We start from the raw sequence: 8,753 nt of genomic DNA on the forward strand, positions 1-8,753 counted from the left end.
TCGGCGAGGCCGATACCATGAGTTATACCATGCGGGAGAGTGAACGCCTGTGAACAACCCGAGAACAGACTTTCAGGCCCGCTGGAGCCATAAGCCTCAAAAACGCCGGAAAATCAAGGGTTGGTGCCCGTATACGCACCGCTCTGGCGGACGTTCTGGCGGAGACGGAGGGATTCGAACCCTCGGAGCGAGTAAACCCCGCTCGGCGGTTTAGCAAACCGCTGGTTTCAGCCACTCACCCACGTCTCCGGCGGCGCTTTCCCTAGTAACGCTGGGCTTAGGCGTCAACCCGGTAAACGCGAAACGCGCGGTGCGCAGCGGTTAGCCGTGTCACGTCGGGTGGCACATTCTGTTCGCGGGGTGTTCTGATGGAAGATGCTCGCCACCATACCGTGCAGAAACTCGAGCCTTGGCCGAATTATGAAGGGCCAGTCAGCCATCTATCCGCTGATGAAGCTCGAGCGATGCTGAACGAGCTCATGGATTATTTCGGCCTTGGTCGGATTGAGCATTTGCCTGAACCACCGATGGCGGGCAGTCTCGAGAGGCCGAATACCACCGACAGTTTTCCGAGCACCGCTTGGCTGGCGAATGGTTTGCTCGCCACCCCGATATTCTCGCAGAGATCGAAAGGCTGAACGCATGACCGCCATTAACAGCAACAAGGCCGGGGCCCGTCTTGTCATGGTGCGCGTCTTCCGAGGCCCGCAAAAACGCGCACCATTTATGCGGCTGCGCGATCGACTGTTCGCGGACAGCGTTGTCGTGCGTCACCCATGGTTCGACCCCCTCCCCCTCCCCGGCCAGTTAGGGGATCGGGGATGAGGGACAGCGCCCTAACCGATATCGAAAAGAACCACGCGGTCACAGTCGCGGCGATGCGCCCCGCCGATCGCCGACAGTATCGCGTTGACCACGGCATGTGCCCACAATGCGGGCAAGAGGCTGCGCCCTATTATCTCTGCGGCGAATGCCGGACTTACGGGGCGATGAATCGAATGCTCAACAAGATGGCAGAGCGAGGTATTATCACCAAGGCGCGCCGTGGCCGGGAGAATTGCTGGTCCTCTGGCGACAGCAACCTGAAAACTTCGGACTTCACCTGGGGAAAGAATCTGTTCGAAATGAGCGCGGCAGATAAGCGGCGCGCGCCCCGTATCGGCAAACGACCGGTCGATCTGGACGACACCCTGTTCGGCATATTCGCGGATGCTGGCAAGCCGCTCACGATGGAAGAGGTCTATACGGCGTGGGGCAAACTGCGATCTAAGCGCAAGACTGGCTCACTGGCTGGCGATATGACCGCCATCATTGAGGCTGAGAGACGAAGGCAGCGCCGATCTGCGAAGCTTGCCCCCACCCCCAAGGAGACCCCACATGGATAGAGACAGTGGCACTCGCGAAATCTGCGATCATTGCAGGTTGCCGCTGGCGGAATGCGGCGCATGGGCTTCGGCGCGGCACACCTTGATCCAAGATCTGCGCAGCAGGGGCTACGGTGGCCTTGAAGCTATTGCGGCTGCGGACCGGCTCATGCCTGATGTGCGAGCGGCCATAACCCCGGAGACCCCTCATGGATAGAGAGAAGCTGGTGGCGTTGGCTGAGAGGTGTGAGCAGGCGACGGGGCCGGATCGGGAGTTGGACGCCGCTATAGAAAGCGCTCTCGACGGCCTTTACTCGGCAGATGTCGCCAAGGAGTTGTATCACGACCTTTGCCCAGATTACACCGCCAGCATAGATGCGGCGAAGACCCTTGTGCTGGATGGCTGGATGCTAATGGTGAGCGACGCCGATAACGGTGACGCTCTTGCCATGCTGAGCTTGCGGGACAACCCTGAGTATCTGGAAAGCGGGCTAGTCTCGGTGGCCGCGAAAACATGGCCGAACGCAATAACCGCCGCCGCCCTAAGAGCCCTAGCCCACCCCGAGACGAAGGAGATGGTAGGTGATTGAGGAACCGATCGAGCGCGCGGCAAAGGCGCTATGTGAACTGGACGGCAACCCGCCCAACGCGACCATGGACGGCAAGCCTCTGTGGCGCGATTATGTGCCCGAGGTGCTGGCCGTCGTGAAGGCTCTGCGTGAGCCGAGTGAGGCGATGGTCGAGGCTGCTGGGGAGAGATGGAACTACAGCGACAATGGGGGTCGTGAACGGCGGGATTTCGAACACGAATGGCGTGCAGCGATCGACGCCATCGCCGAGCAGGGGAGATAGAGGGGCTCTATGACCACCATAGCGACTGACGGCGCGACTCTCGCGGGTGACGGCTTGCTCTGCATGGGCGAGGGGAAGGTCAGGATATCGCTCAACTACACCAAGGTTCACCGCGCAGGGGAAAGTGTCTTCGGGTTCGCCGGAGATCCAAGCGCATGTGAGCGTTTTCGCGCTTGGATGAATGGCAATCGCGACGAGGCTTTTCGTACCAGCGCCAACTTCGCTGCGATCATTCTAGAGAATGGTGCCGTATTCGTCGTTGAGGGAGACGGCTATTTTTCAGCCGTTGAAGCTCCCTTTGCGATCGGCTCCGGTGCATCGTTCGCCATGGGGGCGATGGCTGCTGGCGCTGATGCTGAGACAGCCGTAAAGATCGCTAGCCGGTTCGACACAATTACGGGTGGCAGCATCGTAGCTGCGACAGCAAATAAAAGTGATGCGGGCCGGGCTTGATACCGGCTGCCAAAACACCTTCTCACTACGGTGCTTGTCGACTGATCACATCTATCGGCTTGGTCATGGCGTTAAACCGTGCGTGTCCATCCACGCCGCCGCATCACACCCCGCTTATACCCCCTCCCCCGGATTCACGCAAGGTTTGTGGGCTGCCATCCATGATAGCGGCGCTACCATGGATGCTTATCATGGATGGTTGCGCTGTAGGCTTTCCTACGCTCCAAAGGCCCCATGATAGACGACAACGACCCCAGAGGACCGGAGGAGCTGATTGCCGGCATCTTCCACGCCAATCGTAAGGCCCACAAGCGCGAGAAGCATAGGCCCGGCGTGGAGAAGATCGTGGAGGCGATGCGGGTTAGAGCCTCGACGCAGCCGCCTGCTCCCGAAGCCAATCCTGAAGATCCATGAGCTGACGGGTGTTCTCGTCGGCGGCCAGCATCAGGGCGACGGCGTTGGCAGACGTGATAGAAAATCCGTCACCGCAGGCTTTTTCATTAACTCGGAAGGCGGCGTCGGGAACGCTGGGCAAAGCGGTGGGCTTGCCGGTGTATGCTTGCAGGCGCTTAGCAGCAGCAGCCCGCAAATCAGCGATGCTCTTTTCATATGACAGGGCCTTTTCTTCGGAGATGCGAGCGGCGGCGCGCTCCTTCAGGATGACGCCGACAGCCGCCTTGGTATATTCCTTTGCGACCGCTTCCCGCTCTTGGGCTATGTCAGCCTTCAAAGAGGCTATGCGAGCCGTCTGGACGCCAAGCGCGAGGGACAGGCCCCCAATGACCGCGAAGTGCCAATAGCGGCTTAGAAGCGGCGGGAGGGCGGCGAACGGGATCATGGGGTTTCGGCCTTCGCCTTGGCGACGCCCTTATCCTTAGCTGCCACGCCAAACCCGCCAGCGATCAGGATCGACCCGAACCCCGCGCCGAACTCGATGGCGTTGAATGCCTGCTTGTTGAGATAGATCGCGACGCCCTGGTAGATGATCATCGCCAGCACGCCGACTGCCCACAAGATGCGGCCCAGCTCGAACTCGTCGCCGATGCCCTTCAGCATGTTTACCAAGCCGTTCATAGCAGCCCCTTCGCGATCTCGGCCTTGACGGAAAAGGAAGGGCACGCCTTCGCGACCTTCGGCCATTCATTGTGTCCGCGAATGACGATGCCGGGGTATCGAGCCCGATAGGCGGCAACGATTGCCTGAAGCGTGATCTTCTGCGCTTCGGTGCGCGTGTCCTTGGGAGCTTTCATGTCTTTCGACATGCCTCCCACGTAGCACACACCTATATTTCCGGTGTTAGCGCCGCCCGTATGTGCACCGCGCTTTGTGTCGGGCAGGCGGACATGGTCGTGCCCGTCGAGCGTGACGATGTGGTGGTAAGATTCTTGGCCGAACTTCGCCCTGTCCCATTGGGCAATCGTGTCGGGCTTTACGTCGCGGCCTTCGGGAGTCGCGGCGCAGTGGATAGTCAAATACCGAATAGGCATCATATGCCCCCCACCTTCTGCTTCAGCGCATTAATCTCGACATGGTTCTCGGACACAGCCGCTTGCATCGCGGCGCGCATCGCACCGTTGCCATGCATGAACAGGGCGAGTTCGAGATCCGAAATCCGCTTCTTGTCATGCTCTCGATCGGCCTCCAGATCGGCAATCCGTTGATGGCACGACTTGATCGCCGGCCTCATCACCAGATTGCGCACAAACACCCAGGTCGCGGTGCAGCCTGTCGCGAATGCCGCCGCCAGCTTGCCGCCTTCAGCGCCGGTTAGATCGATACCCCCCAAGTCGGCCATCTCTACTCCTCCGGCGGTGGCGGCGGTGGCGGAGGAGGGGGTGAACCAAGGTGAACCCCTAAACCCAGGCCGATTTCGGTCAACATCGCGTCAAACCCCCATATTTGTAGCTACCACCGAGCCGGTCACGCCGATCGTCGTGCCCCCCGCCCCTGCGTTCGTGATGAAAACTCCGAGATAATTGAACGTGCCCTGCGTCTGCTGGCGCACCAGAACACCAGTAGAGTTACCAGAGGCGATGATCCCCTTGGCGATCGTCCGCGTGTTATTGGCCGCGTCGTTGTTGGAGACCACATCGACGCAGGGGAGATTGAGCGCACCCTGCGAGGCGTTCACGTCCGACAGGTAAACAACCGCTGGCTGGGCAAGCCCTGTATTGTCGCACTTGATCGCGCTCGACGCAGAAGCCGAAGCCGCCGCGAACCGGCCAGAGATCCGGGTTTCAAGCACGTCCTCCACAAGGACCGCTCCGTCGAGACGATTGGGCGATTCGATCGCCACAGTCCGAAAACCCTCCAGGCTACAGTAGCGGAATGTGGTCGCCCCGCTCCCGCTGCTGCCGACCATCTGATGACCGCGAAACAGCAGATCTGCCGTCTGGGCACTGCCGTTGAGTACCCAAAGAAACGCGCTGGCGACGGTGGTTCGGATATCATAGCGGATATCCTCGAACACGTTGTCAGGACCGTTGAGGGTGAGTAGCACCATGCGCGCACCAGCAACCGAGGCACCATGGACTATGGTCACGTTTTTCATCTTCAGTCCGGCGAATGTATTGTCGCCCCGGATCGTGTACTGCGCGCTTGCCGACGAGACGAACTTGCCGTTTTCCCACGCGCCATTCGTCGATCCGGCAAAATGATTGAAGCTTATCGCGATCGATGAGGTCGGAGCCCCGGTATTCTCCAAGTAGAAGCCATCAACCAAATAATCATGCTGCTCGCGCTGGTAGATAAACGGGTGATCGGAGGTGATCACGGTAGCATTCCGCATCGTCCACCCGCGCGCGCGCTCAATGTGGAAGCCGCGCCCGGTGCCCCTGATATCCACCTTATCGATAAGGACGGTCCAGCGGTAGTTCGCGGTCCATGCGGCGGGTTGCAAGCCGGGGCCATAGCCGTCGAGCTTCAGCCCTATCGTAAACGTGCCGCGAATGATGTTGTCGAAGCAGGTCCCCACAATCTCACTGAGAGGTGTGCCATTTTCGTCGTGAGGTCCGAAGTCGTTCGCGTAGAACTGAAGCACGGTCAACGCGCCTGCCGCACCTATCGACATATTATAGAAGCGGTTGCCGACGACCGAGAAATCGATGCAGCCGGTCAGGTGCGCGCATATCTGGCTTTGAGCCGAACTATAGCCGTCGAAAATATTATCGAAGATCGACGGCGCTTGTGGCGAATATACGTCCGTCGTGTTGCTGGACGCATCATAAAAATAGACATTGCCCGTGAAGCCGACGTGCAGCGTGAAGCCGTTGTTAGCCAGCTCATTACTGTGAAACCGCAACCCCTTCGACGTGCCCTGGACAAACAGTGCCCGGTCCTTACCGCCCTCAAAGCGGTTGTGGTGGATATAGAGGTCGTCGCAGAACTGGCCGCCGATCGACGGGAAGTAACTGCTGAAACTCGGATCAAGCGCAGGGAAAGATGCGTCGTTGGTGGCGAACGTAAAGCCCGTTATCTCGGTCGGACCGCAATCGCGCTTCATGAAGAATGCGGCAGATACCTTGTACATGCCAGCGCCGCCGACCGTGATGGAGTTCACGTCGTCGTGATATTGCTCGATCGTGGCCTGCCAGCCCTTGATCGCTATTGGAAGCGTGCCAGTGCGGAAAAGCTGCTTCAGCTTCCATGTGCCGGGCGAGAAAACAAGATCCGCGCCAATGCTCTCGGCATATTCCAGCGCGGCCTGAATGGAGACCGTGTTCTGCGCCGCAGTGCGGGTGGTCGAGGCTGGGGTTATGTTAGGATCAACGCGATCGGTGACGAACACCATCTGCTTGAAACGGTTGCCAAGGGTGGAGGTTGAGTAGAGCTCGGCGTGGGATGCGCCGATGAGGCCGGCTCCGGCGTCGGTTGCCAGTTCGGCAACAAGCTCGCCGATCTCGAAAACTGGATCGTTTACTACCGCCTGATAGTAGACCTCCGATCCGCTCCGGTCGAGAACGCGAATCGAATAGCGCCCGTCCAGATAAACGGTGGCCGGCGTGCCTTCGCGCACGATATAACCACCGCTCGTCTCTAGAGGTTGAGCAGAAAGGTCGGTATGGGCATAATCCCAATACACATCTTTTGGAAAATCCTGCGGGTCCTGACCGGGCATACCGATATAGACATCGCCATCATTCAGACCGGTCCCATTCAGATTGAGGATCTGGGGGTACGGGTTGCTCATGGAATAGTAAAAGGTCATTGATCGTCCCCACTGTTTCCAGCGGCGATGATTGGTGCGATCAGTCGCTCACTTCCGGCGATGTTGATGAAGTCTTCGATGAACTGGCGCGCGGCCTCGTCCGCCTTGGCTGCGGGCGGCCCGGGCAATTGCTTGGCGGTGTCCTGAGCGGCCTCTGCGGCGCTATATTCGGTCACACCCTTCAGTGTTTCCTTCGATTGTGCGAGTTCGCGCCCCTGCTTAACGAGGCCCGCAACAGCCTCAGCGGCTTGGCCGCCGAACGGCACTACCTTGGCCATGACCGGACCAAGGAACCGCATCATCTTGAACGCGGAGCCAGAGGGATTGGTCGTGCCGCTGATCGGGATCGTGACATCCCCAATGATGCGCTGGAGCTTCATCAGGCGATTGAAATCGGGCTCGTCGAGCAGAACGCGGAGCTTCTTAGAGCCGCCGAACTGCTCGATCGCGGTCCGCAACTTAGCGCCTGAAATTGCTTCGATCGCGCCGCCGCCTAGATTAGCATTGCGCTGGACCGCCTTTTCGAAGATCTGCGCAACGCCCTGTGCCTGGATCGCGCGCCATGCGGCTTTGCTCGCGGTGGTGGGCTTGGCCAGGAGGATTGCCTTGACCTTGGAGAGGTTGGTTGTGTCGCCCGCGAAGATCGCCTTGATGGCGTTTTCATCCATCACGACGTCGGTTCGAGTGCCTTTCTTCCAATCGATGAGGTTCTGAACCACATCTTTGGCGTTGAAGTTCTTCTTCTGCTCGACGACGGCCCCGCGAGCCTCTTTCAGCTTCGCGCCGACATCGCCCTTTTCGGTGGTTGCAGCACGCTCGACAGCCGCCTCGACCGCGTCATCGATCGCCGACTTGATCGGCTGCGACAGTTTGCGGGGGCCGTCCGCCATGTATTGCGCGGAAATCGCCTGCCGGAAGTTTTCAGCATTATCGAGGCCCAGCTGCTCGACCGGGCCATAGAACTGCACCTTGCGGCCATCACTAAGCTTGACGGTGGTGAGGCCATCCTCTGCCGTAACGGCCTCCTTGCCGAGCAGCCCATAGCGCGCCATTTCCTGCCGGATGACGCCTTTCACGCTGTCGGGAATATCAGCCTCGACCAAGGCCCGCTTGGCTGCGTCGGCGATATCGGCTGTCTCGATCTTGACCGCATCAGAGCCAAGTTCGCGTGCTTCGCGATAAAGCGTGCTGATGCCCTGCTTGCCGAGGTCGCGAAGTTCGCGCAGCGCCCCTTTGACGACCGCCCCGCGCTGCTGCGGCGTTGTCTCAGGATCATCGAAGGTGGCACGGAAGCGGGTCGCAGCGTCCTTGACCTGCTCAGCCTGTTGCTGTGCGAATATGCGGGCCTGCTCGCCTTCACCGCTCGCCTGCGCGCGGAGTGTCTGCTCGGCGTCCTGCGTTGCGAAATCCTGCGTTGCCTGCCCACGGCTCAAGCTGATGTCTTCGCTGGAGGCCTGAGCAACACGCCCGGCAGCATCAGCGGGGATATCGGTCAGGTCATCGACAGCACGCGAAACGGGTGCCGCAGCCGGTGGAGGAACGTCCGGCTGCGGCGGGGGAACGTCTTCGATTCGTGGCGGGGGCGCTTCTGGCGCGGCCTGCGTCGGCAAGTCATCATTGACTGCCCGCGCCGCAGCGTCCGGCGCAGCGGCATCATTCGCCGGGCGGACATTCGGCGGGGCGTCATAGGCTTGCCGAAGTTCCTGCGGCTCGATCTTATTGCGCAGCGCAAGTTCCTGGCCTTCCTCGGTCAGTTCACCCGCTGTATCGATCAACACCTCGCGCGGCGTCGTCTGCGCGATTTCAGGAGCGGAGCGGGCAGCGCCACGGCCAAGTCGCGCCGCACCGCGCTCCAAAGCCATGGCCCCACCCAGCCC

The 8,753-nt window shown here is 60.1% G+C and carries 10 protein-coding genes, 1 tRNA gene and 1 pseudogene; 5 read left to right on the forward strand and 7 right to left on the reverse strand.

What is annotated here, in order from left to right; genetic code table 11:
- Positions 1 to 156: 156 nt before the first annotated feature.
- Positions 157 to 249: transfer RNA gene (locus tag WP12_RS04045), tRNA-Ser, on the reverse strand.
- Positions 250 to 368: 119 nt separating this feature from the next.
- Here WP12_RS04045 and WP12_RS04050 point away from each other — a divergent pair.
- The 5 genes from WP12_RS04050 (at position 369) to WP12_RS04070 (ending at position 2,669) form a co-directional block, all read left to right on the forward strand.
- Positions 369 to 638, forward strand: a complete 270-nt coding sequence (locus WP12_RS04050; RefSeq protein ID WP_046192484.1) for a hypothetical protein — start codon at positions 369 to 371, stop codon at positions 636 to 638.
- A 360-nt stretch (positions 639 to 998) separates the two neighbouring features.
- Positions 999 to 1,385: a hypothetical protein gene (locus WP12_RS04055; RefSeq protein WP_152663882.1), complete on the forward strand. Its 387-nt coding sequence runs from the start codon at positions 999 to 1,001 to the stop codon at positions 1,383 to 1,385.
- A 188-nt stretch (positions 1,386 to 1,573) separates the two neighbouring features.
- Complete coding sequence (locus tag WP12_RS04060; protein ID WP_046192486.1) at positions 1,574 to 1,954, forward strand: hypothetical protein; 381 nt, start codon at positions 1,574 to 1,576, stop codon at positions 1,952 to 1,954.
- Positions 1,947 to 2,216 (forward strand): hypothetical protein, encoded by a 270-nt coding sequence (locus tag WP12_RS04065; RefSeq protein ID WP_052730198.1) that lies wholly within the window; start codon positions 1,947 to 1,949, stop codon positions 2,214 to 2,216. Before WP12_RS04060 ends, WP12_RS04065 begins: the two co-directional genes overlap by 8 nt.
- A 9-nt stretch (positions 2,217 to 2,225) precedes the next feature.
- Positions 2,226 to 2,669 carry a hypothetical protein gene (locus WP12_RS04070; RefSeq protein ID WP_046192487.1) on the forward strand — a complete coding sequence of 148 codons (444 nt, stop codon included), beginning with the start codon at positions 2,226 to 2,228 and terminating at the stop codon, positions 2,667 to 2,669.
- A gap of 361 nt (positions 2,670 to 3,030) precedes the next feature.
- Here the strand turns inward: WP12_RS04070 and WP12_RS04075 are convergent, their stop codons facing one another.
- The 6 genes and pseudogenes from WP12_RS04075 to WP12_RS04100 all read right to left on the reverse strand — a co-directional run.
- Complete coding sequence (locus WP12_RS04075) at positions 3,031 to 3,507, reverse strand: hypothetical protein (RefSeq protein WP_046192488.1); 477 nt, start codon at positions 3,505 to 3,507, stop codon at positions 3,031 to 3,033.
- Positions 3,504 to 3,743 carry a hypothetical protein gene (locus WP12_RS04080; RefSeq protein WP_046192489.1) on the reverse strand — a complete coding sequence of 80 codons (240 nt, stop codon included), beginning with the start codon at positions 3,741 to 3,743 and terminating at the stop codon, positions 3,504 to 3,506. Before WP12_RS04080 ends, WP12_RS04075 begins: the two co-directional genes overlap by 4 nt.
- Positions 3,740 to 4,159 carry an N-acetylmuramoyl-L-alanine amidase gene (locus WP12_RS04085; protein WP_046192490.1) on the reverse strand — a complete coding sequence of 140 codons (420 nt, stop codon included), beginning with the start codon at positions 4,157 to 4,159 and terminating at the stop codon, positions 3,740 to 3,742. The genes WP12_RS04080 and WP12_RS04085 overlap by 4 nt, the downstream gene beginning before the upstream one ends.
- Positions 4,156 to 4,464, reverse strand: a complete 309-nt coding sequence (locus WP12_RS04090; protein WP_046192491.1) for a hypothetical protein — start codon at positions 4,462 to 4,464, stop codon at positions 4,156 to 4,158. The genes WP12_RS04085 and WP12_RS04090 overlap by 4 nt, the downstream gene beginning before the upstream one ends.
- A 90-nt stretch (positions 4,465 to 4,554) precedes the next feature.
- Entirely contained in the window at positions 4,555 to 6,876 is a 2,322-nt protein-coding gene (locus tag WP12_RS04095; protein ID WP_046192492.1) for a hypothetical protein, read from the reverse strand.
- Positions 6,873 to 8,753 (reverse strand): annotated as a pseudogene (locus WP12_RS04100) (hypothetical protein); the annotation flags it as partial. The pseudogene WP12_RS04100 and the gene WP12_RS04095, both read right to left, overlap by 4 nt.

Origin of the sequence: Sphingomonas sp. SRS2 (assembly GCF_000971055.1) — a bacterium.
Classification (GTDB): Bacteria; Pseudomonadota; Alphaproteobacteria; order Sphingomonadales; family Sphingomonadaceae; genus Rhizorhabdus.

What these genes read in the sequence shown, in the direction of transcription:
- WP12_RS04050 (WP_046192484.1), top strand. Translation starts at nt 369, where the DNA reads ATGGAAGATGCTCGCCACCATACCGTGCAGAAACTCGAGCCTTGGCCG.
- WP12_RS04055 (WP_152663882.1), top strand. Translation starts at nt 999, where the DNA reads ATGCTCAACAAGATGGCAGAGCGAGGTATTATCACCAAGGCGCGCCGT.
- WP12_RS04060 (WP_046192486.1), top strand. Translation starts at nt 1,574, where the DNA reads ATGGATAGAGAGAAGCTGGTGGCGTTGGCTGAGAGGTGTGAGCAGGCG.
- WP12_RS04070 (WP_046192487.1), top strand. Translation starts at nt 2,226, where the DNA reads ATGACCACCATAGCGACTGACGGCGCGACTCTCGCGGGTGACGGCTTG.
- WP12_RS04075 (WP_046192488.1), bottom strand. Translation starts at nt 3,507, where the DNA reads ATGATCCCGTTCGCCGCCCTCCCGCCGCTTCTAAGCCGCTATTGGCAC.
- WP12_RS04080 (WP_046192489.1), bottom strand. Translation starts at nt 3,743, where the DNA reads ATGAACGGCTTGGTAAACATGCTGAAGGGCATCGGCGACGAGTTCGAG.
- WP12_RS04085 (WP_046192490.1), bottom strand. Translation starts at nt 4,159, where the DNA reads ATGATGCCTATTCGGTATTTGACTATCCACTGCGCCGCGACTCCCGAA.
- WP12_RS04090 (WP_046192491.1), bottom strand. Translation starts at nt 4,464, where the DNA reads ATGGCCGACTTGGGGGGTATCGATCTAACCGGCGCTGAAGGCGGCAAG.
- WP12_RS04095 (WP_046192492.1), bottom strand. Translation starts at nt 6,876, where the DNA reads ATGACCTTTTACTATTCCATGAGCAACCCGTACCCCCAGATCCTCAAT.